Below are 25,353 nucleotides of genomic sequence, written 5' to 3'. Positions count from 1 at the left end.
CGGATCCGACAAGGCTCCGGGCTTTTGTATTGGTATATTTACCGATGCAACCTTGGGGGGACTCCTCCTCACGAGACAGCCTTATCAATAAGCATAAGCCCTTAATTTGGAGACATTTCAACGGCTTCAGTAGATTATTTTTTGCCAGAGAACAGCCATGACCTCAAACTAAAGGCATCCCAAGCATATTGCGCACGCTACCCCCTGCCCAAAGCGTACTGATGCCCTTCCTGCTACCCGACTACCCACACCCCACCAGGCCGCATCGCGGCGCTATGTTTATCCTTTTTGCCGTCTGCTACTATCTCAGACGCGCGCGGTTTTCTGTGTCTGTCCACAGCGATGGCCAGCACCGGATCTGCACGCACAACCCCATCACACCCACCCCATATGCTGATTACTCGTTGTTTAAAAATTCTGGCTGCGACTGTACTTGCCGCCAGTACCTGCACGTCTGCGGTCATCGAAAACCCGGCGCTCGCATCCCTGGCTTACCCTGACTCAGACATAAACCTCACGGCATCGAATGCCACCCCGGCTACGGACCTCTACGGCCGTATGGATGTAGCCGTCCTCCGGGACTACTCCAGCTTCAGCACTGGCCCGAATACGGTGATCCACGACTACGCTACGCGTGTCGGCCCCGACGTCCAGCTAACCTTTAGCGCGAATACAGCCAGCAACTCTGGCCAAGGGTTAACGAACAGCGCATTTGCCAGCTCATACCCGAGCTCGATGCGCATGCAGTACCCGTCGGCGTCCCCGACTGAAAGCCTGACCTACACAATGACGATTGATCTCGGGCGCTGGGACGACACCTCGGAAGCCTATACTGCCGGTGCAGCCACCTCACAGGCGGTCGGCTTCACGCTCTCGGCTACGCCGGAGCGAGCCGCTTTGTTCTCGTCCATCACTGCGGAGTTTATCGACGGCAGCGGCACCGTCCTCTCCACGCAGTCCGTAGGCACCGGCGACTACCCCGCGTCCACCAACCATATTTACTTCGGCTACGATGCCGGGGAGGGCTTTTCCATCGCTGCCGTCCAGCTTACGCTGGTTGTTGGGCCCACAACCGATACCACTTCGCCTATCCTTGGCTTCGACGACCTGGCCGTGGTCATGTACCCGACGCTCGTCGAGGGTGCGGATACGCTGGATAGCCCGGATTCTAACATCAACCTCTCCGCCTCGAACAGCACGCCAGCCACCACGCTCTATGCCCGGGATGACGTCGTCGTTCTGGAGGACTACTCATGGTTTACCTCAGGCTCGAACACACTCGCTTTCAACTACGCCACCCGCCGCTGCCCGGACGTACAGTTCTCCTACAGCAGCAATACCTCATCCAACTCAGGCGGACCGATCACCAATAACTCCTTCTCGCGCTCGTACCCGAGCTCCATGCGCCTGCAGTACCCCAACCCTTCGCCTACATCCAGCTCGACCTACACGATGACGATTGATCTCGGACGCTGGTATGAGGATCTGGATACATTTGAATCAGGCGACTACACGGCGCAGGCAGTCGGCTTTGTCCTGGCAGCGCCCAGCAGCCGATCCATTTATTTCTCGTCCATTACGGCCGAGTTCATCGATGCGCACGGCACGGTCATTTCCACACAGACCGTCCACGCCTATGACTACCCCACCACCCCCAGCCGTTTTTACTTTGGGCATGATGCAGGCGAAGGCTCCTCAATCGCCAAAGTCTTAATCACCCTGATTGTTGGCCCCTCCAGCGACACGCTATCGCCCATCCTCGGATTCGACGACTTCGCGGTATCGGAGGCTATCTCCTCTGTCCCCACGAACCCGTCCCTCGCAGCCGGCCCGGATACGCAGATCGATCCCGATTCTGATATCAATCTATCAGGCTCGGGCGCCACAACAGCCAGCGCACTCTATGGCCGGTCGGATGTCGTCGTGCTGCAGGACTACTCCAGCTTCACCTCGGGCTCGAACGCCATCTCCTTCGACCACGCCGGTCGCCCCTGCCCGGATGCGCAGTTTACCTTTAGCGCCAATACAGCCGGTAACTCGGGAGGACCGATCTCGAACACGGCCTTCTCCAGCTCCTTCCCGAGCTCCATGCGCATGCAGTACCCCAATCCGTCCCCGACGGAAAGCACCACCTACACGATGACGATTAATCTGGGCCGCTGGTACGAGGAGCCGGCGCTCTTCGAGACGGGTGTCTACACCTCTCAGGCTGTCGGGTTTACCCTCTCGGCTCCGTCAGCCCGCATGAATCTCTTCTCCTCCATCACGGTGCAGTTCATCGACGCGGACGGGCTCGTCCTCTCCACCCAGTCCGTCGGCACCGGCGACTACCCCACCGCAACGAATCACGTCTACTTCGGTTACGACGCTGGTGAAGGTGCTTCGATCGCAACGGTTCAAATCACTCTGGTCATTGGTCCTTCCAGTGAAGATGTCTCGCCCATTCTGGGCTTTGATGATTTGGCACTCTCCTCCGCGATCCGGGCACCCGCTCAGATCGTATCCCGCTCCGTCCTGCTGAATCAGGCCGTTAACGATCCGGACCTCGCGGACGAGCGCGCTTCACTGCTTGCCCAGGCGGACAACCTGTTGACAAAGAGCATCATAACCCGCCCATGGAGCGTGGACGACATTGCCAACTCTCGTATCGCCTGGGATGAGCGCTATCTGACCGCAGACGAGTCCTACCGCGTTGAGTTTGCGCTGTCTCGCTCCGACGCTATGGCCTCAGCGCAGGTGCGCACAGAGACCATGCTCATGGCGACGGCCTATGCCATGACCGGAGACACGGACTACCTCGACTGGTTAGTCGCCCAGCTCGATGAGCTGGCAGACTGGAATCCCCTCCAGCGCCCCGGCTGGTCGGACAACTCCCGGGGAGCTCCGGCCCCGCCTGAGGGCGACGGCGTCTGGCAGGCCACCGGATACGGCATTCAGGCCTTTGTCGACGCGATCGACATCCTCCCTGCCGGGTCGCTTGACTCCACCCTGCTTCAGAAAATCGATGCGCTCATGCAGCGCGAGATCGGCTACATCATCTACGACTGGGAAAACGAGATCCCCTGGTTCGTAAAGTCGCAAGCCGTGTACTCCAACCAGTGGGCCTTCCCCATCACTGGCCTGATCAACGCCACGGTCTACCTCGGCCCCGATCAATACCCGGACGAGTACGAGTACGGCATCCAGGCCATGCTGGAGACGCTTGACTCGCAGGGCCCGGACGGTGCCTTTGTCGAAGGGCTCTCCTATGCGCACGCCACCATGCGGTGCATCTTCTCGGCGGTCTACCACTCGACACTAGACGGTGAGCGACGCCTGATTGACCACCCGTTTATGGTGTCCTATCCCTCGTGGGTCGTCCATCACCTGCAGGCCGGTGGCTACATTGTCAATACCTTCGACAACTTCTACGGGTCACGCGATGGGGCGCGCTACTTCATCTCGGAGTTCGCGGATATGGCCGTCATGTTTAATGATCCCGAATCCCTCTGGGTGGTCCATAACTACGGGGAAATCTCCTCAAGCATCAATGGGATGATCGCCAGAGCCATCCCCTCCTACAAGGCCGAGAAGCCGACCCGCTACACCAGCTACGAGTACGCACGGATGGCGACATGGCGCAGCAGTTGGGAAAAGGTTTCCTCGGGCCTCTGGTTCCGGGGTGGCCATGAAGACGATAACCATGACCACATGGACCGGGGCCACATCAGCTTCATCGTCGACGGCGAGCCGATCCTGATCGAGGCCGGGGTCGACAGCTACAGCCACCCGCAGTACCTGACGCACTTCAAGTCCCCCGTCGGGCACAACGTCCTGCAGGTCGGTGACATCAATGTGGATACGGCCACCTGGGACGACTTCCAGGTCGTCGGGCAACAGATGGATGCTGCCCACCGTAACGCCCCGCTGACCATCTACAGCATGGACGACGACGGCGGTGAGATCTACGCCGACATGAGTAACAGCTACCCGGCAGCCAAGACTTGGGTGCGCGATGCCGTCTGGGATGATTCCAGCCTGTCCGTGTACGATGTGGTCGAGCTCGACACGGCGGACACGGTAATCTTCCGCTGGCACCTGGGTGTCACCTCAAAGGAAGTTGTCTGGGCACGCGGAATCACCCCTGCCGGCACGGTCACACTCGGTGTAGACGGAAACGGAAACACGCTGCTCACGGCCGACAACTTCCAGGTCACGGTACAGGCTGACCAACCCATCGTGGCCAGCATCGAAACGCTCCCCGACAAAACACTCGGCAACGACAGCGAGCACTACTGCCTGGTCATTCGCTCGCTGAACGCCGTGACATCCATCGACCTGCAGACGGATTTCGTCGCGACTGAATAAGGATCCAAAGGATTCTTTTTCACAACGGGCTCAGGCGGCTTTGCACGGGATGTGCGGAGCCCCTGGGCCTTCTTTTATTGTGAATCGCTAGCACAGGTGAAGCGCCTGGCAGCTCCTGGGCTTCAGCATCACGCGAACACTCTGCCCCTCTTGCTCACAGGCAATGTCACCAGCGTCGCTAAGCGTAATGTTTTCCGGCAACGCCAGAACCACCTCGGTGCGCTCATGCGCAAAGTTGGAAATCCCGACCAGCCACGGCTGCCCGTCTTTACGCAGCAATACGGAAACATCGGCCAGCGGCCCTTTGCTCACGACCTTGACGGCAGGCTGCAACGACGGGCCAACATGCTTAAGCAGAGCAGACATGTAGGCCATGGCCCCAGAGGGCGACTCACTCTTCTCTATTTTATGTCCGAGCAGGAACGGCAGGTGGAGCCATTGACCGCGACCAAACTGATTTCGCGTCAGGGCGGGCTCACCATCGGTGGCCTTGATCAATACCTCGGTGCCCTCTGCCAGCTTCAGGCTTTGCCAGTAATCATCCATCAGAGTGAGCGAATCCTCTGGCAGGAAAATTTCCCGCGCACCCCGACAGCTGAATGACACCTCCTGGACCCCTGCGACATCGCGCAGCCCAAATCCCGGCGCCTGCGGCTGGAGATTACCGTCGATATCGAGCAGCCCGAAGCGACTTTCACTCACGACAGTGCCCCCATCCTCGACAAAAGTTTTCAACGTCTGGGCGAATGCCTCTGTGATCCCCGGCAGACACGGAATGACGATTAACTGCGTCCCCTCGGGAATACCGTCCTCAAGCATGCGCGCGGGGGTCGTGTACCCCGGAGCGTAGCCGTTCTGCCAAAAAGCCTGGAACCAGCCACGGTGCGCGTCTGTGTAAAACGGCTTCGGCGGCGTCGTCGCCTCACCCTCGCCGATCGCGCTGTAGAGGCGTTCCATCTCAGGATCGAACACGATCAGGCAGCCAGCGGTATCAGGCTGCGACTCGGCGAGACTCTCGGCATTTTCCTGGACAAAATGCGCGACCTCAGAGGCCTGATCCGCGAACGCATTGGGCGTCCCGTCAAAATCCGTCAACCCCCGACCGGCGACCTGACGCCCCCGGCGGAAGGGGCGGTACTTCCAGTAAATGACCCCCTGTATGCCATGGAAAACGGCCTGATAGCTCCACAGGCCCAGTTCGTCCGTCATGGACGAGCCCTCCGTCGGGAAGATGCAGCGGTTTGCCGTCATCAGCTCAGAGACCATGGTCTGCTTATCGCCAGCAACAGACCGCGCGTGCCGCCAAAACTGCGGCCACTGCCAGGCATCGGTCTCCCACCAGCGAGGGCCGAGCATGTTGGCGTAGCAGGAAAGCCCGAGCACGTCGCTGGCCTCGACCGCATCCCAGTCGCTCACCCCATAGTAATCGCCGGTGCGGTTATGCAGGGCATCGCTGCCGAGCACATCGATAAAGAGCGGCGTATCCGCATCGATCTCGCGCACGATGGCCCGCCATGACTCCACCTGAGCCACGAAGTCAGCAGACCGGAACCGCTGCCAATCCCGCTCAGCCACCACGGACGACCAGCTCCAGACGCGGAAATTAGGCGGGATGCGTGTAATGTCCTCGAAGTCGTTAAAATACGTCACCCAGGCGCGATTCAGGTTCTGAATGTCACCGGCGTATTGGTTTCTCAAATACGCGACAAAAGCCCCAATCGTCTCCGGCGAGCGCGAATTATTACCGATCTCGTTAAACAGATCGTAGGCGATGAGTGCCGGATGGCCTTTAAAGTGCGTGACGACCTCGCGCAGATACTTAGCCAGCAGTGCTTCCTTCTGAGGCTGGTGAAAACCGTTCTCGCGGTAGTCGGGTGCCTGAGCATAGCCCGAGCACTCGGGAGCGTCGGCATCCTGCATAACCTGCCCCTGTAGCTCCAGGACGACGCCGAGCCCCAGCTCTGCGCAGGTATCCATCAGCGCATCAATCGTAGCAAAGGCCGTCTCGCCGGGCAGAGGCGCATCCCAGCGGCTTACGCTCGGGTACAGCACCACGGTATTGAAACCGAGCTGGGCGATATTACCGAGGTCGCGCTGCATCTCCGACAGCGGCACGCCGGGCTCGGCCAGAAAGACAACGCCGAAGGGCAGGCGCTTCAGAGAAAGGGTATCGAGTGGGGAAGGCATGGGCATGAAAGGGTTTTTCGCTTTATTGAGACCTAAGTGAAATTCTCAACCCAAAAGCACAAACCATCCACTGCACATGTTTAGTGTCAGGCAAGCCCCGGGTAGCAGTGGCACAGCTCCAGCGGGCCTTCCCCTGTCGGAGTCACGGAGACTTCGCCACCCTTTGCAGGGCGGATAAACCGGCTCCCCTTGCGCAGGCTCAGGCTGTGATCTCCGCTTGCCAGCTGCCCTTCGCCCTCACTGACCAGGTAGAGCCCGATGCGCTCAGAGGCAGGCAGTTGGGTCTCTCCGCTGATGGTCAGGCGGTTCACCCCGAAGCAATCCGTATGCGCTCTGCCCACGAGCTCCTCCTCCCGGCAGGTGTCTGTCTCTGCCAGGACCTTGGGCTGGATCTGGCACAGCTCGCGGATATCGCTGACCGAGCGCTCCGTGTAGTCAAAAATGTTCAGGCAGAAGTCCAGCCCGCGGCGCATGAAGCGCCCCTCCGGCGGCACGACGATGCCCTCGCGCTCAAACTCACAGCGCACCACCCAGTCGGAGGGCTCCATGACCTCCAGGACGAGCGCCCCCTCCCCGATCGCATGGGGCAGGCCGCCGGGCACGCGCCAGACATCACCGACCTGTAGCGGGATACGCTCAAAGCAGGCGTCCATCGCCGGGATGTCCTGCTCCTCGATGATGCGTTTCCACTCGTCCCTGGTGGGCGCATGTTGGAAGCCCAGCCGCAGGTACGGGTCCGCACCCTCGCGTACGGCCAGCACTACGTAGGTTTCGAGCTTACCGTAGCGCGACGCGAGATGTTCCTGGGAAAACTTGGCCGTCGGGTGCGCCTGCACATGCAGGCGGATGGCGGAGTCCAGGAGCTTGGCGAGAAACCCCAGCTCATGCCCGGTGTTCTCCACATGGCGTTCCCCGAGAAAATCATCCGGCTGCTCCGCCAGTAAGTCGGCCAGTATGCGCTCTCCCCCATCGGGTAGGCGCACGCGCGTGAGGCCCTCATCCTTGATCTCACCGAGCCCTGGGTTGACTGCACGCACGGTCGAGGCGATCCAGTCTTCGGGCCGCTCGTCGTCGCCGCCATTCCCCTCACCCGTCCACTGTTCGAGCAGAGCTCCGCCCGTATAGTTACGGCGGACCCGATTAGTGAGGATCTGGAGAAAAGGCGGCACGGAGGTACTCATAAAGAATAGTTATCTGAAAACCTCACCCCCGTCACGTCAACCCTGCTCATCCGTGTGAATCGTTCGGGGCGATTTTCCTCGCCCCGGTACCGGCATTCTTTTTGAGAAGGAGACGTACAATGGCTATCGGTAAGTGCATTTCGCTGCTAGGCACCGGCTCAGACGTCGGCAAGAGCTTCATCGTCGCGGGGATTGGCCGCGCACTGAAGTGCCGGGGATACGACGTGGCCCCCTACAAGGCCCAGAACATGTCCAACAACTCCTATGTCACGCTGGACGGGCTGGAGATGGGGCGCGCCCAGGTCGTGCAGGCTGAGGCTTGCGGAGTCGAGCCCAGCGTACACATGAACCCGGTCCTGCTGAAACCTTCGGGCGATGCCCGCTCGCAGGTCGTGCTCCACGGGCAGGTGCTTGCGACACAGGAAGCGCGCGACTACTACCGGCAGACAGACCAGCTTTTTGCCAAAGCCATGGAGTCTCTGGAGGTCCTTCGGCAGGCCCATGAGGTCGTCGTGATGGAGGGGGCCGGCTCCTGCGCCGAGGTAAACCTTTCAGACCGGGACATCGTAAACTTTCGCCCCGCCCATGCGGTAGACGCTCCAGTCATCCTGATCGCCGACATCGACCGCGGCGGTGTTTTCGCCCAGGTGATGGGCACCCTCGCGATCATCAGCCCCGCCGACCGGGCACGCGTGCAGGGCATCATCATCAACCGCTTCCGGGGCGACATCGGGCTTTTCGAGGACGGCGTCCGCTGGATCGAGGAGCAGAGCGGTCTGCCCGTGCTTGGCGTGCTGCCCTTTGACCGCAGTATCGCCATCGACTCGGAAGACGGCATGGCCGCTGAAACGGTTGTCGATCCCCCCGCCGTGAAAGAGCCGGGCCATGTGCATATCGCCTGCCTGCTGCTCCCCCGTATCTCCAACCACACCGACCTCGCCGCGCTCCAGTGCACGGAGGGCGTACGCGTGCATTTCCTCTCCCGCCCCCGCGACCTTGGCCTCTACGACCAGGTTATCCTGCCGGGCTCTAAAAACGTGCGCGCGGACCTCGACTGGCTCCATGCCAGCGGCTGGACCGCCAAGTTGAAGACCTACTTGGACGTCGGCGGGAGGCTCGGTGGCCTCTGCGGTGGCTATCAGATGATGGGGCGCACGATCCGCGACCCTGATGGCGTGGAGGGCACTCCCGGCCAGAGCACCGGCCTCGGCCAGCTGCCCATCGAAACAGAACTGACCCCCAATAAAAGGCTCACGCGCGTAGAGGGCATCTGGGAAGCGAATCAACAGCCTGTGTACGGTTACGAGATCCACATGGGGGAAACGCGTCCCGTCGGCAACGGCGATGGCTACCACCCCGCGATTACCCGGATCAAGCAGCAGGGATCATCCACCACCGATGGGCTTTGCTCTGACGATGGACGACTCTGGGGCACCTATCTGCACGGGCTCTTTGACTCGGGCGCATTTCGCCGTGCCTTTTTGAGCGATCTTGCTCCCCAGCTCGCAGGTTTAAACCGCCCGACCCGTGACAGCAGAGTCGCCCTTGATGAGGATTTCGACGCCTTCAAGCAGCGTCAATACGACCTCCTCGGACGGCATATCGAGCAGCATCTGGACATGGACAAGGTCGTGGCTATCGCTGGACTCAGCCGCTGATCCATAGCCGCAGTAGAGAGCAAGCACGGCAAAGAAACTCAGGGCCGTGCCTGCTCTTACTCAACAGGCGGGAAGAAATCCCGTCTACCACTTGTGCGGACCGTTACGGTCGAAAAAGCCTCCCGTCGGGCCGTCGTCATCGATCAGCGCGTAGCGCACCGGGATTTCTGCGCCGACCTCCACCGGATGGGCAAAGGGTGAATCGACGTAGCGGGTCGCGGTCATACCGGGGCACACGGAGTTGACCTTGATCCCGGAGTCCTTGAGTTCGCGGGCCAGATACACCGTGAGCACGTTAAGCGCGGCCTTGGACGATGCGTACGAGGGCATGACCACCTGATAGTAGGGGCTGTTTTCATCCGTCATGTGCTGGAGAGATCCCAGGCCACTGGAGACGTTGACGATGCGCGCGTGTTCGGACTTGCGAAGCAGCGGCAGGAAGCTACGCGTCACCCGAAAGGTGCCGACGACGTTTGTGTTAAAGGTAGCCGCCAAGTCCTCGACCGGGAGCTCCGTCAGGGGGCACTTGTCGAAAAAGATGCCCGCGTTATTCACGAGGATGTCCAGGCGTCCGTGACGGTGGTTGACCTGTGCGACGGCATTCTCCACGCTGGAATCATCGGAGATATCGAGCTGGAGCAGCTCGACTTCGAGGCCTTTCTGCTTGAACTCGTCGACCACACCCTGGCCTTTTTCCAGGCTTCTCGAACCGAGAAGAACGTGAATGCCTTTGGTTGCCAACTGCCGGGCGACCTCCTTACCGATGCCATCGGAAGCTCCGGTGACAAGGGCGATGGTTTTGCTTTTGTCTGTCATCTTTTTGTTTTCGGTTGTGGGTTACGGTTAAGCCCGCAGGACTTGACCTAAAGTATGGTTGAGGTAAAAATAAAGCTGTTATGGGTTCGAAGAAAAAAGAACTGCTGACGGTCGGCGAAGTCTCGCTCAGAAGCGGAATCGCTGTCTCCGCCATCCACTTTTACGAGACCAAGGGACTTGTCCGCAGCACAAGGGACGGCCGCAACCAGCGGCGCTTCGAGCGGCGCGAGCTGCGTATCCTTTCGTTTATTAAGGTTGCCCAGCGACTGGGCTTTTCGCTGGAGGAGATCAAACACGTCTTTCGAAACATCCCGCCCAACCGCGTGCCGACAAAGGCCGACTGGCATAAAGTCACCCGCGCCTGGGACCAGGCCCTGAAAGATAAGATCGAGCTCGCGACCAAGCTGCGCAGCCAGCTAACGCTCTGCATCGGCTGCGGCTGCCTCTCCATGAAGGACTGCCCCCTCCGCAACCCCGACGACGAACTGGCCCGCAAGGGGCCCGGCCCCGCCATGCTGTAGCAGCGCCACTGTGGACCACCGGTGTCTAGACGAGGGCCGTTTTCACGGCGGCCTGCTACTGGATCAAAACTCATTAGAGACAGGATACCTCCTCAAGTTAACTTGAGGACAAGTCAAATTTCAGAATTTAAATACGAAACACCGCAGCTCGTCGGGAGCATTCATTATACTAATGAGGGTTGGGCTCAGATGCCCCACCCGCCTGGAAGCTTACGCGTCCCGTTTTCCGTGTTCCAGTCTCAGGCTGAGGCAGGCTGTTGCTACCGCGACGATGGTCGCCAGCACCAGACTGGCCCGCATACCATTGACAAAGCCAAAGGGCTGAGTCAGTAACGCCCCGAAGATAGCCACCGCCAAGGCACCACCGACCTGACGACTGGTATTGAAGACGCCACTGGCCGTGCCAACGAGCGTCACCGGCACACTGCCAAGTAGTACCGCAGCGATCGGGGGAGCAATCAGCGGCCCGCCCAGGCCGACCAGCCCCATCAGCGCCGCGATCCCCCAAACGGGTACCTCGTCCGTGAAAATGACCAGCGAGAGAAGGCCGAGAGCCATCGAGACCAGGCCCCAGAAGATAACGTTCTTAGGGTTGAATCGCTCCACGATGCGCGCACTGAAGGGGGTTAGCACCAGTCCGATCAACATCATCGGCAGGAAGGACAGCCCCGTCTGCAGGGCGCTCAAGCCACGCAACTGCTGCAGATAAAGGCTCATCACAAAGGGCAGCCCGAAGTATCCGAACATAAACGTAAAGCCGACCACGACTGAGATGACGACATTACGGACCCGGAACAGCTCAGGCGGCATCATAGGATGCCGGGCTCGCCTCTGCCCCCACACGAATCCCCCGAGTGAACAAGCAGCGACGATAAATGCGCCCCACACTCGCGGATCGGCCAGTCCGGCTTCACCCGCCTCGATCGCTCCAAAGGTCAGAGCACCCATGGTCAGAACGGCAGTGAGCTGCCCCCACAGGTCAAACGGAGCCGTGCGCTGCGGAGAGTGCGCGGCGCGGGCCAGAAACAGGAACGTCACGAGGCATACCGGCAGGTTTATAAAGAAAATCCACCGCCAGTTGAGCAGCGTCAACAGGCCACCGACAACAGGTCCGGAGGTCGCCGCCACCGAGCCTCCCAGTGCCCAGTAGGCGACAGCCCGGCCACGAGCGACAGGGTCATGATAGGCATGGCGGATCAAAGACATCGAGGAGGGCATCATGACAGCCGCCCCAGCTCCCTGCACAAACCGCGCCGCCACCAGAGTGTGGATGTCAGGTGCCAGTCCGCATACCAGTGAGGACAGCATAAAGAGGACGACCCCCATGCCGAAGGCACCGCGCGCGCCGATGCGGTCAGAGATCACGCCCGCAGAGAGCAGTAAAGCGGCGAACACCATGGTATAGCTGTCCACCACCCACTGCAGTCCCGACATGTCCGCGCTCAGATCCTCGCCCATCGTCGGCAGGGCAACATTTACCACCACCGCATCGAGCGTGATCATGAAAAAGCCCAGCAATGCCGCTGCCAGGGTAAGGCCGGGCCGCACGGGCGCAGAGGAATGTCCGTTGCTTGTCATGGGTGCGGGACGCCGGCCACAGGCTTGTCTCTGAGGGCAGAGCCGCCGCTACAGCTCGTAGCCGGGCTTCTTGTAGAGCCTCTCGGCATAAGCCTGAATATCGGCCTGATAGACATCCTCTTTCCACCGCTCGGCGGGAAACTCCTCGATGGCCACAGATACCGACTCCTCGCCATAGTGAAAGATCTCCATCACATCGCGAGTAATGGCGTCAGCCAGCTGCTGCTTTTGTTCTTCGGTTTTGCCGGTTACGGCTTTGATGACTATGTGTGGCATATCGATTCAGGAGTTATGCGTTGCTTCACTCATCTTTGGGCAGAATCAGGACAGTGGCAGCGCGTGTGCGCTCACCAACCATCGGCAGCAGGTAGGGGCTGCCTTCATATTTGTCGACATAGGCGGCATCGATCTGGTCATTCAGCGCGGAGTCATCAACGGGATGAAACGTGACATCCCACTGCTGACCGACCGCGTGAATGCACCCGGTTTTCTGGGCCATGGCCGACCGATACCAGCGCGAGGCGCGGCCGTTGTAAGCGCGGACGTAGAGCCTGCCGTCCACCACCACGGACCATATCCAGGTCGGGGTGCCGTAGGTCTTCCCGTCCGCGCGAAACGGCGCGATGTGCAGATCGTCGGAGAGGCGAATCTTCTCCAGATCCTCGCTTGCCCACGCTGCCATTTTAACGCTTCTGGTATTGCTCATCGCTGACGTGCTCCATCCACTCGACGACTTCGCCGTTGAGCTCTTCCTGGATCGCAATGTGCGACATGCCAGTGGTGGGGGCGGCGCCGTGCCAGTGCTTCACCTCGGGGGGAAACCAGATGACATCGCCAGGATGGACCTCCTCGATGGGGCCGCCCTCTTCCTGTACCCAGCCGGAGCCAGACGTGATGATCAGGGTCTGCCCCAGCGGATGCGTGTGCCAGGCTGTGCGTGCACCGGGCTCGAATGTGACACTCGCCCCCTGGCCACGGGCCGGTTTATCGGTCTTGAAAAGCGGGTCGATGCGGACTTCGCCGGTGAACCAGTCAGCCGGGCCTGCGATCGAAGATTGGGTTCCAACGCGTGTGACTTTTGTTTTCATAACTTTATCCTTGTTAGAATTTTGGGTGGGTGCCGCGCGTGCAAGTAATGCCATAGGCGAAGTCGCAGCGATCACGGCAGCGGTTGTTTTGAGAAATGCTCTACGATGGATGATCATAAAAATAGTGTAGCTGAATGTTTATCGTCAGATCACGGCACCGTAAGTCCGCCATCGACGGTGAGCGCATGACCGACGACGTAGCTCGCCCCCGGACTGCACAGCCAAAGCACCACCGAGGCGATTTCCTCGGGCTGGCCAGCGCGTTTGATGGGAATGGCCTGCTCCATTTGAGCGTAGGCTTCGTCATCACCATCGACGACATCGCGGGCGACCTGTGTGTCGATCACGCCAGGGTTGATCGCGTTTACGCGGACCCCGTGCGGGATGGCTTCCAGCGCAGCGGTGCGCGTGAGCCCCACCACGCCATGCTTCGAGGCGATATACGAGGGGATGCCGGGATTTCCGGTCAACGCCCCGACTGAGGCATTATTGACGATCGCTCCACTGCCCTGCTTTTGCATCTGCTTCAGCTCATACTTCAAGCAGGCCCAGACGCCGCGCAGGTTGATGCCGATCACACGCTCCCACTCTTCTAATGTGCTCTCGGCGGTAGGAGCGATGTGCGCCATGACACCGGCATTGTTAAAGGCCGCATCGAGCCGCCCAAATGCCGAGACCGTGCTCTCGACGAGCGCGGCGACCTGCTTTTCGTCGCTGACGTCACAGGCCAGCGCCAAGGTTTTATACCCGGCAGCGGCTAGCTCATCGGCGGCGGCTTTGACGGCATCCTGTTTATAGTCAGCCATGACAACCGATGCTCCCGCCTCCGCAAACGCCCTGGCGGTGGCCAATCCCATCCCGGAGGCCGCGCCCGTGACCAGGGCGACCTTTCCGCTGTAGTCTAATATGCTCTTGGTCATGTTTATTTGCTTTTGTATGTTCGTTTGGGATGGCCGCATGCGGCTAGTCTTGTCCGTCTTTATCCGAGTCTTCGGCTTTCATCCGGATCACCACCTTAAGCGCCCCCTCGCGGACCAGCTTCTCGAGACCGGAATCAATCTTACCAAGGTAGATCAAACCGGCTGAGTAGCTGAACCCGCGCAGGAAGATCGCGAGATTCCCCCAGGGGGCATAATAGGTGATGTCTCCTGGAGCGGGCTTATAGCCAGCAGGAGCGCCGTCTTTGGTCAGTTTTTTCGGAAGGTCGGCGACTTTCTCGATCTTCCCATAGTCCTCCAGACTCAACTCAAGCGGAAGCATCGCCGCAAAATCCTGTGCGGAGGGGTTGTCTGCCAAGTGGGCATTCACCACCTGATCTCCGACCATGATTTCGATGTTCATGACTTTTGCGTTCTTCTCAGTTTGAGCACAGAGGCCCTGCTGGAGAGGCAGCAGCCCGGCTATGAATAGCAGACAGAGTTTCCACATAAGCGTGTTATTCTCTATGCGTTACGCATCCAGCACGGGCTCCGGCCTTACCGATTTCGGGCCGCCCGGATCAGGCCTCCAGGCTGGCCATATCGATCACGAAGCGGTAGCGCACATCGGATTTCTCCATCCGCACAAAGGCTTCGTTGATCTCGTCCATACGAATCATTTCGCAGTCCGGGTGCACATTCTTCTCGGCGCAGAAATCCAGAAGCTCCTGCGTCTCCCGAATGCCGCCGATGAGTGAACCTGCGATCCGGCGACGGCCCATAATCATGGGAACTGTCGTCGGCCCCATGATAGGCCCGACCTGGCCGACCATGACGAGTGTGCCGTCGATGTCGAGCAGCGGCGTGTACGGGTTCACATCATGCTCAACCGGGACGGTGTCGATGATCAGTTCAAAAGAGTTGGCGGCCTTTTCCATAGCCTCCTCATCAGTAGAAATCAGAAGCTCATGGGCACCGAGGGACTCTGCATCCTTCTTCTTGTCGGCCGTACGGCTCAGAACCGTCACATGAGCGCCCATAGCGGCGGCCAGCTTGACAGCCATATGGCCCAAGCCACCGAGACCGATCACACCGACGCGGCTGCCCTTACTGATATTCCATGTGCGCAGCGGCGAGTAGGTCGTGATGCCCGCGCAGAGGATGGGAGCGGCACGGCTGAGATCCAGACCGTCGGGGACGCTCAGCACGAACTCCTCACGCACGATAATGTGCTTCGAGTAGCCGCCCTGTGTGATCTCACCAGAGACACGGTCGGGGGAGCCGTAGGTCGGGGTCATGCCCTCGCGGCAGTATTGCTCCTCGCCGTGCTCGCACTGGTCGCACTTCTGGCAGCTATCGACCATGCAGCCCACGGCCACGTTGTCGCCTGCCTTGTATTTTTTGACCTCAGGGCCCACCTCGATCACGCGACCGACGATCTCGTGTCCGGGGATCAGCGGGTATGCCTGGGGGCCCCAGTCACCGCGGACGGTGTGCAGGTCCGAGTGGCAGACTCCACAGTACAGGATCTCGATCGCCACATCGTTGGGGCGAAGGTCCCGGCGTTCGAAGTGAAAAGGTGCCAGGGGTGTTGCTGCGCTTTGTGCTGCGTATCCGATTGTGTCCATAATGATAAATAATTAGGGTTAAGATTAAGTTCGTTTTTCGATCACTACTGCATGGTGCTCATGTCGATAACATACCGGAATTTCACCTCACCGTCCACCACGTTTCGGTAGGCCTCATCGATCTGACCGACGGGGATCACCTCCACCTCCGGGTAGATGCCATGGGCGACGGAGTAATCGAGCATCTCCTGCGTCTCAGGGATACCACCGATGAGTGAACCGGAAACCTTCCGGCGGGACATAAACACGAGCGAACCGATATCAATGCTCGGGCGCTGGTCATTGGCAGGCAGGCCGACAATGACGAGCTCGCCCCCCATTTCCAGCATCCGCACGTACATCGTGGGGTCGTAATGGGCCGGGATCGTGCTGAGGATGAGTTTAAAATTGTTTTGCAGGCCTTTCAGCTCTTCGGGATTGCGGACATTGACGTACTTGACGGCACCCATATCCAGTGCGTCCTGGCGCTTCTCCTCGGTGATGTCGAAAACCGTCACATCTGCGCCCTTGGAGACTGCATATTTGACAGCCATATGGCCCAGCCCGCCAAAACCGGCGACGCCGACCTTGTCACCTTCACCGATATGCGCGTACTCAAGCGGCGAGTAGGTCGTGATGCCCGCGCAGAAAAGCGGGGCAACCTTCTCGATCTCCGCATCCTCCGGGACCTTGATCGCGAAGTCTTCCGAGACGACGATATTGTTGGAGTAGCCGCCCTGAGTGATGGCGTTGCCATGGTACTTGTCCTTGGAGCCATAGGTGAAAACCGCTCCCTTTTCGCAGAACTGCTCCAGCCCGGCCTTGCAGTTATCGCATTCTCCGCAGGCGTTGACCATGCAGCCCACCCCGGCGTAATCACCGGGCTTGAACTTCGTCACATTATCGCCGACCTGCGTGACCCGACCGACAATCTCGTGCCCGGGGACGATCGGATAGTGGGACGGTCCCCACTCGGAGCGGACGGTGTGAATGTCGCTGTGGCAGATGCCCGCGTACATGATCTCGATGAGCACGTCATTTTCGCCAACGGCATGGCGCTCAAACTCGTAGGGCTTGAAGTGGCCGTCTTCAGAAAAAAGCGCATAGCCTTTGGCGGGGACGGGTTGCCCCTCGGCCTGAGCGATATGGCCTGAGAGGAGTCCCAGCGCGATAGACAGGAGTGTGATTATAGGTTTCATCTGTGTTTTCGGTTTCTCGGTTAAGCTATTCGGGGGAGGATCATTAATGTTCAGCTATGGACACGATCACCGCGGACTGCCCAATGTGCGTTTTTGCATGATGGGACAACTATACATCATGTCCGACCGAAGCGGGTAGATTGATCCTCCAGCATTCTTGCCTAAAAGTGCACACACCCAAAAAAACCTCGAAAGACGGGCATTTTTAGCATCTGAAATTAATGCACGCCAACTTGATCAACCCCCCTGTACGCCCTATATTTAAAGCCATGAACACGCAGACAGCCCCCTCGCCGATTGCCGATGAGGTAAAAGAGCTCAGGCAGACAATTGCACAATTGACTGAACACAGGGAATCGCCAGACACCAGCATCCCCGGACTCTCACTCTACAGCATGGAGCAGCCGACTGAGCCGTCCACCGGCATGTACGAGCCGAGCATCTGCATGGTTGTCCAAGGCGCCAAGCAAGTCTTTCTGGGTGAGGAGAAGATCATCTACGACGAAAGTAACTATCTGCTGACCTCGCTGCACTTACCCACAACGTTTCAGGTGTACCGGGCCAGTAAGGAAAAGCCCTACCTCGGCCTGCGGCTGCTGCTCGACCTGAAAGAAGTCGCCCAGATGATGGCTGGCAGCGATCTTCCCCCACCCCGTGAGCAGCAGTCTCACCTGGGGATGTCCGTCGGCGAGACGACCGTTCCCATCATCAACGCCGTGCGCCGTCTGGTCCAGCTCCTGCAGCATGAGGCCGATATCCCCATCATGGCTCCCATTATTCAAAAAGAGATCATCTACCGCCTGCTCAGTAGCGACCAGGGCATGAAGCTGCGGCAGATCGCCAGCTCGGGCAGCCAGAGTAACCAGGTGTCAAAGGCGATCATCTGGCTCAAAGACCATTTCGCCCACCCGATCAATGTCGATGAGCTGGCGCGGGTCGTGGGCATGAGTAAGTCCACTTTCCACCAGCACTTCCGGGCCATGACGAACTACAGCCCCCTGCAGTACCAGAAGCAGTTGCGGCTGCAAGAGGCCCGTCGCCTGATGCTGATGGAGCATAAAGACGCCGCCAGTGCCGCCTTTGAGGTCGGCTACGAGAGCCCCTCCCAGTTCAGCCGTGAGTACAGCCGCCAGTTCGGAGCACCTCCCCTGCGGGATATCAGCACGCTACGGCAGCTAGCCGCTTCCTGAGCGAAAGGAGCTCAACACGACCGGGCAAAAATCTTTTTCTGTATCCGTTTTCGGATACGGGATCACACAAACCGACGCGTCGTGGCAAAAACCATGCGTTAGCTGCGAATGGACTTGATCAGCTTGATGCCTTCCATCGCCATCACGCGGACCCCGTCTTCGAGGAATCCGAGGGCGTTTCCGGCCAGGAACGAGAGTTTCCCCTTGCCCTGAACCTTGGTCACGAAGAGCTCAAAGCAGAACTTTGAGCCGTTGTCCGGGCGAACTTCGTCAAAAAAGACGGTACGGCCGACCTCTCTGGCCCGGCCCACACCGGGGATGCCCGCCCACGCCAGATACAGACCGGCGAGTTGCAGCACAGCCTCGATCTGGAGCGTACCGGGCATGACGGGGTCTTCGTGGAAGTGGTTGGCGAAGAACCAGGTATCCGGCGTTAAGTCGAATTCGGCCTTGGCGTAACCGTACACGCCATCCTCGTTTTTCTCGTATTTACAAAAATGCGCTCGATTGATCAGCAAGAAACGTCCATTAGGGAGCTTGCCATACTCTGCGCCGAAGAGACTACCCGTCTCACAATGGCGAATCTGCGGCTCATGCAGAGTCTCCTCTTTTTCGCTGACATACTTCGAGGAGCTTGGCTTATTAAAGAAATTCATCATGGAATCGATTGTTATTACAGGAATGGGTGGTGTCTCCCCTATTGGAATTGGAAACGCAGCTATGGACGAAAGTCTTCGGCAATGCAAACATGGATATAAAGATATCTCAACATTCACGAGCAGCGAGAAATACCCGCTAATGTCGGGCGCCTCGATCGGAGACTTCCCCGCCGATGATTATCTGAGCTTTCCGGCAGACGCCAAGTACCGCGGATCGGTACGCCCCAAGCGCCTGGACAGCGCCTCACAGTATGCGCTGGTCGCCGCCAAGCTGGCCGCTGAGCAAGCCGGGCTGCTGGGCGAGGAAGACCGCCTCAGCGATTTGAATGCCGAGAAGAGCGCCGTGATTATGGGTATCGCGCTGATGGGCGTCGAAAGCTACGACCGCCTGCATAGCGACTTCTCCGAGGGGAAGAAAGTCTCTCCCTTTGCCGTCCCCATGTACATGACGAGCGCATCCGCCTCCGTCATCAGCACTTACTTCAACTTCAAGGGCACGCCCTTTACGGTCAATACCGCGTGCGCATCCTCGCTCACGGCCATCATCCGCGCCTGCGACATCCTCCAGCTCAACCGCCCCGGCGGCCCCAGCATGATCCTGGCCGGTGGTGCAGAGGCCTCGCTCACGGACTTTGTCGGAGCCAGCTTCCTCGCCGCCAAGGCCATGAGCCCCGATGGCATTTCGCGCCCCTTTGACAAGAACCGTAACGGCTTCGGCCCGGCCGAAGGCGCAGGCGTCCTCGTCCTCGAGCGCAAGAGCGATGCGCTCAAGCGTGGTGCCCGCCCGCTGGCAGAGATTATCGGGTTCGATGAACAGCACGACCACTTCGACGCCGAGAGCGCACCGGGCGTGAACTTCACCTCCCCCGACACCAGCGGAGAGCAGTTGGCGGAGTCGATCAGCACGACCCTCCAGCAGGCCCAATGCAGCCCGGACGCCATCGATGTCTACAACTCACACGGCACCGGGACGAAGTTTAATGACCTGACCGAGGCCCGCGCCCTGAAGCGCGTCTTTGGCGACAAACTGCCCTCCGTCATGGCCCTGAAGGGCTTCATGGGGCACGCAGGCGGCGCCAGCTCTGTGCTGGAGTTGATCGGCAGCATTCTCAGTATGCAGGGGGACTATCTCCCCGGTAATCCCCAACTGGAGGATCTCGACCCGGAGACCGGAATCTCGCTCGAAAAGCAGACTCAGACCCTATCCAGCCAGGTTCACCTGAAGACCGCCATGGGCTTTGGGGGCACACGAGCCGTCATCGCGATCCGGAAATACTCGGAATAGGCAGATTTGTCGCTCTCTGCCCACTACCCGGGCAGAGAGTGGGACAACAGCTCCCCCAGCAGCGAGCGAACAGGGGGCCGATCCGGCCTCAATGGTCGAAAGCACTTGAGAGTGTCGCCAACATAAGTAGCTTGGCGGCATATGGGCTTATTGGTCTTTTACCTCCTACTCGCCATCGTCTGCTCTTTTCTCTGTTCTATCCTGGAGGCCGTGCTGCTGTCCATGACCCCCTCCTATGTGACCAGCATGAAAGAGAGCGGGCACCGCTCGGCACACTTGCTCGACTCGCTCAAGCGCAATGTCGACCGGCCTCTGGCGGCGATCCTCAGCCTCAACACCATTGCCCACACGGCAGGAGCGGCAGGCGTCGGCGCACAGGCTCAGAAGGTGTGGGGTGAGGCTTCGCTCACGATCGTCTCAGCCATCCTGACGCTGCTCATCCTCGTCCTCTCGGAGATCATCCCCAAGACGCTGGGCGCGACGTTCTGGCGGCAGCTATCTATCCCCACCGCCTACACCACCCAGGCGCTGACTATCGCTCTGTGGCCACTGGTATGGCTAGCCATGGGGATCACCCGTACCCTCTCACCTAAAGAGCACACCAGCTCGATCAACCGCGATGAGATCCTCGCCATGACCCAGCTCGGCCAGTCCGAGGGCATCCTCGACTCCAACGAGTCCGAAGCGATGCGGAGCGTGATTGGTTTTCGCTCGGTCAAAGTCCAAGAGGTGCTCACACCCCGCGTCGTCACCCTCGTGTGGCCCGCAGAGTGGACAGTGCGCCAGGTGATGGAAGCTCACAAGATCATCCCCTACTCGCGCATCCCTGTGCGCGGTGATAACGTGGACCACATCCTGGGGTATGTCATGAAAAACGACATTCTGGCGGCCGCCGCCAAGGACCAGTTTGAGAAGCGTCTGTCGGAGATGGTTTACAAGGCCCCGGTCGTCCCGGAGAGCAGCCCGCTCAAGCAGCTGTTTCTGCAGTTCCTGCGTAAACGTGAGCACATGGCGATCGTGGTCGATGAGTTCGGCGGCTTTGCCGGAGTCGTCACACTCGAAGACGTGATCGAGACCATGATCGGTCACGAGATCATGGATGAGATCGATAAAGTCGAAGACCTGCGCAAGCTCGCCCGCGAACAGCTGGGAAAGTGATGGCTCGGCGCCCCCTCGTCCACGAGCGGAGGCGTTTTATGTGCAGGCGACGGTGAAGCGCCCGACCGCAGCTAGCGACGACGGCGAAACTCCGACGGGCTGACCTTCTCATACTGACGAAAAACCCGGTCCAACTGGCGCAGGTTGCTCAGGCCGGAGCGCTCGGCGACTTCAGAGATATTAAACTCGGTTTCCAGCAACAGGCGCTTGGCACGGGCGACACGGGCTTTCTGGATTTGCTCGTAGACGGTCACCTTGCACTCGTCCTGGAAACGACGCTCCAGCGACCTTCTTGACAGGCCGCAGTGCCGGGCCACCTCGTCCACCGAGAGCTTACGCTCGGCATATTTGTCGATGAACTCGATCGCCTGATGCAGGCGAGGCTCAAGCGTCGCGCGGACATCCGTCGAGCTGCGGGCGATAATGCCGAGCGGAGCCAGCAGCTGATGGGCCGTGGGGGGAAGCTCGCCAGCCATCAGGCGCTCCAGGATAGCGGTCGCCCCGCGTCCTATCTGCTCGGCAGGTAGCTCGACACTGGAGAGTGCGGGGCTGCTCATGCGGCATTCGGAGACGTCGTTGTCCACACCCAGCACAGCGACGTCATCGGGCACCCGGATGCCCGCGCTTCGGCTGACCTCACACAGGACACGGGCCGGGATGTCGTTTGAGGCGAGGATGGCGACCGGCTTGGGGAGCTGCTTGAGCCAGCGCTGCGTCTGCAGGTCCACCCTGCTCCAGTCCTGCGTATACGGGGAGTGCGGCAGGAAGTTCGCATGCAGGTTAGCCGCCTCGTAGCCGGCTTCTTTCAGCCGCTGCCGGAAGCCCTGCTCACGGTGGCGGCTGAACGCAGCCTTGCGGCTGCCGTAGTAGGCAAAGGAGCGATACCCGAGCCCCATAAAATAGTCGGCAGCCATCCGCCCCACAGCCTCGCTATCCACGTCGATACAGGAGGCGGCGAGGCCGGGGATGGTGTCAGTCACGGAGACCAGGGGGATGCCTCCCTCGACAAGCCGGTCCGTCAGGGCGCGGTCGGAGAGATGCGCGATGATCCCGTCCGGCCGCCAACGCTCCAGAGCAGGCAGGATGCGCACATCCGGCGGCGCATTGTGAAAGACCCAATGATGCCCGCTCGCCTCGGTTTGACTGAGCACACCGGAGAGCACCCGACGGGTGTACCCGAGGTCCTGCCCGAGCAGCAACGCGATGCGGTTTGGCTTAATTTGTCTCATTAATGTCGTATTCTAGTATATCTTTAAGACAGCTCTTGGCGTAAAATGCAACCATGGACACCTTTATCGGAATCGACGTGGGCACAGGCAGTGCCCGTGCCGGGTTGTTTGATGGCGAGGGAAAGCTCCTGTCCAAGCACAGCCAGAGCATCCAGACCTGGCGGCCACGCCCTCACTATGCGGAGCAATCCTCTGACGACATCTGGAGCGCGATCACGGCCTGCACCCGAGCCGTGATGAAGGACGCTGGCGTCCCTCCCGAATCGGTCAAGGGCATTGGATTTGACGCCACCTGCTCGCTGGTAGCCGTGGCTGCGGACGGCCAGCCCGTGACCGTCAGCCCCGATGGCGACGATGCCCACAACATCATTGTCTGGATGGACCACCGCGCCCTCGCCGAGACAGATCAGGTCAACCAGGCCGGTGATTTCTCCGTGTACGAATTTGTGGGCGGCAAGATTTCACCCGAGATGGAGGTCCCCAAGCTGCTTTGGCTCAAAAAGCACCTGCCCGAGAGCTGGAAGCGCGCGGCCTACTTCTTTGACCTGCCCGACTATCTCACCTACCGGGCCACCGGCTCTACCGGGCGCTCCCTGTGCTCCACGACCTGCAAGTGGACCTATCTGGCCCATGAGGCCGCCGAGGGCCGCAGCGGCTGGCAGGACGACTTTTTCCGCGCCGCCGGGCTGGAAGACCTAGTCGAGGAAGGCTATGCCCGCATCGGCACCGACGTTAAGCCCATGGGGGCACCCGTGGCGCAGGGGCTGACCGAAACAGCCGCAGCAGAGCTGGGACTGGCTCCGGGGACAGCCGTGGGCGTCTCGATCATTGATGCGCACGCCGGCGGTATCGGCATGATCGGCATGCCGGAGAAAGCAGGCGGCGAGACCCCGTCCCGCCTCGACAACCGTCTCGCCCTGATCGGCGGCACCTCCTCGTGCCACATGGTCGTCTCCGCTGAGAAGCGCCCCATCCCCGGCGTCTGGGGCCCGTACTACTCGGCCATGGTGCCGGGGCTCTGGCTAAACGAAGGCGGCCAGTCCGCCGTCGGCGCGCTGATCGATCACGTCATTTTTAACCACGGAGCCACGGAGACGATGATGCAGGCTTCCCGCGAGGCAGGCCTCACACCCTACGAGATCCTTAACCAACGCCTGACTGAGCTGGCGCAAGACGGCCCGGTCCATGCGCTGACGAAGGACCTGCACGTGTGCCCGTATTTCCACGGTAACCGCTCCCCCCGCGCCAACCCGCACCTGCTCGGGATGATCTCGGGGCTGCAACTGAGCGCCACTCTCGACGATCTGGCCCGGCTCTATCTGGCCACGGTTCAAGCCATCGCCTACGGCACACGCCACATCATCGAGGCGATGAACGCCAGCGGCTATGCGATCGACACGCTCGTGTGCTGCGGGGGCGGGATCAAGAACCCGGTTTTCCTCCAGCAGCATGCAGACATCACCCAGTGCCGCCTGATCCTCCCGGAGGAGCCCGAGGCCGTCATCCTTGGCTCGGCTATGCTCGGCGCGGTGGCCGCAGGCACCTACGAGAGCGTACAGGCTGCCATGGCTGCCATGTCGCGCCCCGGTCAGGTCATCGAACCCTCGACGCAAGCCTTGCCCTACCATCAGGCCAAATACACCGTTTTCCACCAACTCTATACCGACCAGCTCGCGTACCAAAAAGTCATGGACGCCGCCGCGGAATAAGGTTCCTGCAGGCCGTCTTCACCCAATACATTTACAGCTTACCGCGCATGAAAATCCAAGGCATCATCCCTCCCCTCGTAACTCCGCTTAAGGCCGACGAAACACTCGACCTCGACGCGACTGAGCGTCTGCTTGAGCACGTCATCGCCGGTGGCGTTCACGGGCTGTTTATCCTCGGAACGACGGGCGAAGGCCCGAACCTGAGCTACGACCTGCGCCGGCAGTTCATCGATGCTGTCACCGAAAAGGTAAACGGCCGCATCCCGGTCATCGTCAGCATCAGCGATACCGCCTATGCCGAGTCCCTCTCTCTGGCGGACCACGCAAAGAAAGCCGGTGCCGACGCCGTGGCCTTTACGCCCCCTTATTATTTCATCCCCGGCGCGCCCGAGCTGGGCGACTTCGTGCGGCGCATGGCCGAGCACGTGAGCCTGCCGTTTTTCCTCTATAATATGCCGGCCCTGACGAAGGTGTCGCTCCCGCTGGATGTGGTCGAGCTGGGCTTCACCATGCCCAACTGCCTCGGCCTCAAGGACAGCTCCGGCGATCTGTTTTACTTCAAAAAGATCAAGCGCCTGATGGGCGAGCGGGACCTCACCCTGCTGATCGGCCCCGAGGAGCTGCTGGCCGAGTCCATGCTCGCTGGCGGTAACGGCGGCATCAACGGCGGGGCTAATGTCTTCCCGCGCCTCTACGTAAAAATCTACGATCTGATGCAAAGCGGGCAGGAGCAGGAAGCCTCTGCGCTGCAGCGCGAAGTGATGGAGGTATCGAGCCGCCTTTTCACCATCGGCAAGCACGGATCCAGCATCATCAAAGGCCTCAAGGGCGCTCTGGAGCTGCGTGGCCTGTGCCAGCGGCACCTTGCTTCGCCCTTCAGCGGCTTCAATGACGCAGATCTGGAGCGCGTAAAAACCGTCCTCAAGGAGCTGGAATCACGGCCACTGCTCGCCCCGTATTTGCGCTAAAACAGGGCCAAAAATGCATACCAGATTGTGCTGTTCATTTACCACCGAGTCCTCGG

The 25,353-nt window shown here is 60.0% G+C and carries 21 protein-coding genes; 8 read left to right on the top strand and 13 right to left on the bottom strand.

The genetic code is table 11. The features are described 5' to 3' along the window. Positions 1–390 precede the first annotated feature (390 nt). Positions 391–4,347 (top strand): heparinase II/III family protein, encoded by a 3,957-nt coding sequence (locus tag K0V07_RS12150; protein ID WP_220621660.1) that lies wholly within the window; start codon positions 391–393, stop codon positions 4,345–4,347. A gap of 87 nt (positions 4,348–4,434) precedes the next feature. On the opposite strand, the gene K0V07_RS12145 is transcribed toward K0V07_RS12150, so the two are convergent. After that, the gene (locus tag K0V07_RS12145) at positions 4,435–6,534 is read right to left on the bottom strand and encodes a beta-galactosidase (RefSeq protein WP_220621659.1); all 2,100 of its coding nucleotides are present in this window, start codon (positions 6,532–6,534) and stop codon (positions 4,435–4,437) included. Between the two features lie 86 nt (positions 6,535–6,620). Beyond that, positions 6,621–7,715, bottom strand: a complete 1,095-nt coding sequence (locus K0V07_RS12140; RefSeq protein WP_220621658.1) for a class I mannose-6-phosphate isomerase — start codon at positions 7,713–7,715, stop codon at positions 6,621–6,623. Between the two features lie 119 nt (positions 7,716–7,834). Here K0V07_RS12140 and K0V07_RS12135 point away from each other — a divergent pair, with 119 nt between their 5' ends. Continuing rightward, entirely contained in the window at positions 7,835–9,373 is a 1,539-nt protein-coding gene (locus tag K0V07_RS12135) for a cobyric acid synthase (RefSeq protein ID WP_220621657.1), read from the top strand. An 84-nt stretch (positions 9,374–9,457) separates the two neighbouring features. Here K0V07_RS12135 and K0V07_RS12130 read toward each other — a convergent pair whose 3' ends face one another. Continuing rightward, positions 9,458–10,189: an SDR family oxidoreductase gene (locus K0V07_RS12130; RefSeq protein ID WP_220621656.1), complete on the bottom strand. Its 732-nt coding sequence runs from the start codon at positions 10,187–10,189 to the stop codon at positions 9,458–9,460. A gap of 80 nt (positions 10,190–10,269) precedes the next feature. Here K0V07_RS12130 and soxR point away from each other — a divergent pair, with 80 nt between their 5' ends. Then, complete coding sequence (gene soxR, locus K0V07_RS12125) at positions 10,270–10,710, top strand: redox-sensitive transcriptional activator SoxR (protein WP_220621655.1); 441 nt, start codon at positions 10,270–10,272, stop codon at positions 10,708–10,710. 210 nt (positions 10,711–10,920) lie between these two features. Here soxR and K0V07_RS12120 read toward each other — a convergent pair whose 3' ends face one another. The 8 genes from K0V07_RS12120 to K0V07_RS12085 form a co-directional block, all read right to left on the bottom strand. Then, positions 10,921–12,288, bottom strand: coding sequence for an MFS transporter (locus K0V07_RS12120; RefSeq protein ID WP_220621654.1), 1,368 nt, complete (start codon positions 12,286–12,288; stop codon positions 10,921–10,923). Between the two features lie 48 nt (positions 12,289–12,336). Beyond that, positions 12,337–12,564: a tautomerase family protein gene (locus tag K0V07_RS12115; protein WP_220621653.1), complete on the bottom strand. Its 228-nt coding sequence runs from the start codon at positions 12,562–12,564 to the stop codon at positions 12,337–12,339. A 25-nt stretch (positions 12,565–12,589) separates the two neighbouring features. Further along, positions 12,590–12,970, bottom strand: coding sequence for a DUF2255 family protein (locus K0V07_RS12110; protein WP_220621652.1), 381 nt, complete (start codon positions 12,968–12,970; stop codon positions 12,590–12,592). Position 12,971: 1 nt separating this feature from the next. Next, the gene (locus K0V07_RS12105) at positions 12,972–13,376 is read right to left on the bottom strand and encodes a cupin domain-containing protein (RefSeq protein WP_220621651.1); all 405 of its coding nucleotides are present in this window, start codon (positions 13,374–13,376) and stop codon (positions 12,972–12,974) included. A 149-nt stretch (positions 13,377–13,525) separates the two neighbouring features. Then, a complete protein-coding gene (locus K0V07_RS12100) occupies positions 13,526–14,296 on the bottom strand; it encodes a glucose 1-dehydrogenase (RefSeq protein ID WP_220621650.1) in 771 nt (256 codons plus the stop codon). Between the two features lie 43 nt (positions 14,297–14,339). Continuing rightward, positions 14,340–14,717, bottom strand: coding sequence for a cyclophilin-like fold protein (locus tag K0V07_RS12095; RefSeq protein ID WP_220621649.1), 378 nt, complete (start codon positions 14,715–14,717; stop codon positions 14,340–14,342). 157 nt (positions 14,718–14,874) lie between these two features. Continuing rightward, positions 14,875–15,921, bottom strand: coding sequence for an NAD(P)-dependent alcohol dehydrogenase (locus K0V07_RS12090; protein WP_286653042.1), 1,047 nt, complete (start codon positions 15,919–15,921; stop codon positions 14,875–14,877). 44 nt (positions 15,922–15,965) lie between these two features. After that, entirely contained in the window at positions 15,966–17,099 is a 1,134-nt protein-coding gene (locus K0V07_RS12085; RefSeq protein WP_220621648.1) for an NAD(P)-dependent alcohol dehydrogenase, read from the bottom strand. 269 nt (positions 17,100–17,368) lie between these two features. On the opposite strand from K0V07_RS12085, the gene K0V07_RS12080 reads away from it, so the two are divergent. After that, the gene (locus K0V07_RS12080; protein ID WP_220621647.1) at positions 17,369–18,289 is read left to right on the top strand and encodes an AraC family transcriptional regulator; all 921 of its coding nucleotides are present in this window, start codon (positions 17,369–17,371) and stop codon (positions 18,287–18,289) included. A gap of 98 nt (positions 18,290–18,387) precedes the next feature. On the opposite strand, the gene K0V07_RS12075 is transcribed toward K0V07_RS12080, so the two are convergent. Further along, positions 18,388–18,948: a hypothetical protein gene (locus K0V07_RS12075; RefSeq protein WP_220621646.1), complete on the bottom strand. Its 561-nt coding sequence runs from the start codon at positions 18,946–18,948 to the stop codon at positions 18,388–18,390. Between K0V07_RS12075 and K0V07_RS12070 the strand changes: the two genes are divergently transcribed. Further along, positions 18,947–20,233 (top strand): beta-ketoacyl-[acyl-carrier-protein] synthase family protein, encoded by a 1,287-nt coding sequence (locus K0V07_RS12070; protein WP_220621645.1) that lies wholly within the window; start codon positions 18,947–18,949, stop codon positions 20,231–20,233. The two genes, K0V07_RS12075 and K0V07_RS12070, sit on opposite strands and share 2 nt — an antisense overlap. 141 nt (positions 20,234–20,374) lie before the next feature. Then, positions 20,375–21,391 carry a hemolysin family protein gene (locus K0V07_RS12065; RefSeq protein WP_220621644.1) on the top strand — a complete coding sequence of 339 codons (1,017 nt, stop codon included), beginning with the start codon at positions 20,375–20,377 and terminating at the stop codon, positions 21,389–21,391. 71 nt (positions 21,392–21,462) lie between these two features. Here the strand turns inward: K0V07_RS12065 and K0V07_RS12060 are convergent, their stop codons facing one another. Further along, positions 21,463–22,620 (bottom strand): DNA-binding transcriptional regulator, encoded by a 1,158-nt coding sequence (locus K0V07_RS12060; protein WP_220621643.1) that lies wholly within the window; start codon positions 22,618–22,620, stop codon positions 21,463–21,465. 53 nt (positions 22,621–22,673) lie between these two features. Here K0V07_RS12060 and K0V07_RS12055 point away from each other — a divergent pair, with 53 nt between their 5' ends. Together K0V07_RS12055 and K0V07_RS12050 are read left to right on the top strand one after the other, a co-directional pair. Beyond that, positions 22,674–24,329, top strand: a complete 1,656-nt coding sequence (locus K0V07_RS12055) for an FGGY-family carbohydrate kinase (protein ID WP_220621642.1) — start codon at positions 22,674–22,676, stop codon at positions 24,327–24,329. Positions 24,330–24,376: 47 nt separating this feature from the next. Continuing rightward, positions 24,377–25,297 (top strand): dihydrodipicolinate synthase family protein, encoded by a 921-nt coding sequence (locus K0V07_RS12050; RefSeq protein ID WP_220621641.1) that lies wholly within the window; start codon positions 24,377–24,379, stop codon positions 25,295–25,297. Positions 25,298–25,353 lie beyond the last annotated feature (56 nt).

The organism is Ruficoccus sp. ZRK36 (assembly GCF_019603315.1).
Taxonomy (GTDB): Bacteria; Verrucomicrobiota; Verrucomicrobiia; order Opitutales; family Cerasicoccaceae; genus Ruficoccus.
Note: the sequence above shows the minus strand (reverse complement) of the source record. Positions and strands in the feature narration are given on the sequence as shown.

What these genes read in the sequence shown, in the direction of transcription:
- K0V07_RS12145 (WP_220621659.1), bottom strand. Translation starts at nt 6,534, where the DNA reads ATGCCTTCCCCACTCGATACCCTTTCTCTGAAGCGCCTGCCCTTCGGC.
- K0V07_RS12055 (WP_220621642.1), top strand. Translation starts at nt 22,674, where the DNA reads ATGGACACCTTTATCGGAATCGACGTGGGCACAGGCAGTGCCCGTGCC.
- soxR (WP_220621655.1), top strand. Translation starts at nt 10,270, where the DNA reads ATGGGTTCGAAGAAAAAAGAACTGCTGACGGTCGGCGAAGTCTCGCTC.
- K0V07_RS12110 (WP_220621652.1), bottom strand. Translation starts at nt 12,970, where the DNA reads ATGGCAGCGTGGGCAAGCGAGGATCTGGAGAAGATTCGCCTCTCCGAC.
- K0V07_RS12080 (WP_220621647.1), top strand. Translation starts at nt 17,369, where the DNA reads ATGAACACGCAGACAGCCCCCTCGCCGATTGCCGATGAGGTAAAAGAG.
- K0V07_RS12070 (WP_220621645.1), top strand. Translation starts at nt 18,947, where the DNA reads ATGGAATCGATTGTTATTACAGGAATGGGTGGTGTCTCCCCTATTGGA.
- K0V07_RS12090 (WP_286653042.1), bottom strand. Translation starts at nt 15,921, where the DNA reads ATGGACACAATCGGATACGCAGCACAAAGCGCAGCAACACCCCTGGCA.
- K0V07_RS12085 (WP_220621648.1), bottom strand. Translation starts at nt 17,099, where the DNA reads ATGAAACCTATAATCACACTCCTGTCTATCGCGCTGGGACTCCTCTCA.
- K0V07_RS12075 (WP_220621646.1), bottom strand. Translation starts at nt 18,948, where the DNA reads ATGATGAATTTCTTTAATAAGCCAAGCTCCTCGAAGTATGTCAGCGAA.
- K0V07_RS12095 (WP_220621649.1), bottom strand. Translation starts at nt 14,717, where the DNA reads ATGAACATCGAAATCATGGTCGGAGATCAGGTGGTGAATGCCCACTTG.
- K0V07_RS12150 (WP_220621660.1), top strand. Translation starts at nt 391, where the DNA reads ATGCTGATTACTCGTTGTTTAAAAATTCTGGCTGCGACTGTACTTGCC.
- K0V07_RS12130 (WP_220621656.1), bottom strand. Translation starts at nt 10,189, where the DNA reads ATGACAGACAAAAGCAAAACCATCGCCCTTGTCACCGGAGCTTCCGAT.
- K0V07_RS12105 (WP_220621651.1), bottom strand. Translation starts at nt 13,376, where the DNA reads ATGAAAACAAAAGTCACACGCGTTGGAACCCAATCTTCGATCGCAGGC.
- K0V07_RS12135 (WP_220621657.1), top strand. Translation starts at nt 7,835, where the DNA reads ATGGCTATCGGTAAGTGCATTTCGCTGCTAGGCACCGGCTCAGACGTC.
- K0V07_RS12050 (WP_220621641.1), top strand. Translation starts at nt 24,377, where the DNA reads ATGAAAATCCAAGGCATCATCCCTCCCCTCGTAACTCCGCTTAAGGCC.
- K0V07_RS12060 (WP_220621643.1), bottom strand. Translation starts at nt 22,620, where the DNA reads ATGAGACAAATTAAGCCAAACCGCATCGCGTTGCTGCTCGGGCAGGAC.
- K0V07_RS12115 (WP_220621653.1), bottom strand. Translation starts at nt 12,564, where the DNA reads ATGCCACACATAGTCATCAAAGCCGTAACCGGCAAAACCGAAGAACAA.
- K0V07_RS12100 (WP_220621650.1), bottom strand. Translation starts at nt 14,296, where the DNA reads ATGACCAAGAGCATATTAGACTACAGCGGAAAGGTCGCCCTGGTCACG.
- K0V07_RS12120 (WP_220621654.1), bottom strand. Translation starts at nt 12,288, where the DNA reads ATGACAAGCAACGGACATTCCTCTGCGCCCGTGCGGCCCGGCCTTACC.
- K0V07_RS12140 (WP_220621658.1), bottom strand. Translation starts at nt 7,715, where the DNA reads ATGAGTACCTCCGTGCCGCCTTTTCTCCAGATCCTCACTAATCGGGTC.
- K0V07_RS12065 (WP_220621644.1), top strand. Translation starts at nt 20,375, where the DNA reads ATGGGCTTATTGGTCTTTTACCTCCTACTCGCCATCGTCTGCTCTTTT.